The 444-nt window shown below is 35.8% G+C and carries 1 pseudogene; it reads right to left on the bottom strand.

Going from position 1 to position 444, the window contains the following annotated elements:
- Positions 1-417, bottom strand: a pseudogene (locus tag ACWIX0_RS14215) (hypothetical protein); the annotation flags it as partial.
- Between the last annotated feature and the right edge of the window lie 27 nt (positions 418-444).

Raw genomic sequence — 444 nt, 5'->3', positions numbered from 1 at the left:
GCCGATTCGCCTATCTTTTGGCATTAGATTAAAAAAGCTCAAATCCCCACAACTTGGCTCTATAAATGTGTAATCGCTAGAATCTAATTTGTGAAAATCTAAAAATTTTAAAAATGATTCAAAGCAATATTTTGCCACTTCTTTTTTGGTAAAAAATTCGTTGTGGCTACGAAAATCCACCTTTTGTAAGTCGTATTTATTGCCTAGCAAAAAGTTTAAATCGTAAAGATATTCATTTGGGATTTTTTGTGTCGCCTCCCACCGTTTTAATGTGCCTGTGTGTAAGTATAATTTATCGGCGATTGATTTTAGCGAATGTGATGAGCGAAGTTCATTATACACGCTTGTGGCACTCATCGCAGGTGTTGGAGGATTTGTAAGATTTGCATTAGTCGTGCTAGTCGCAGTCGCGCGCATTTTATGCCTTTTTTTGTGATAAAATTT

The organism is Helicobacter sp. T3_23-1059 (assembly GCF_053654515.1).
The sequence above is the reverse complement of the archived record's forward strand: the minus strand, read 5'-3'. Positions and strand labels throughout refer to the sequence as shown.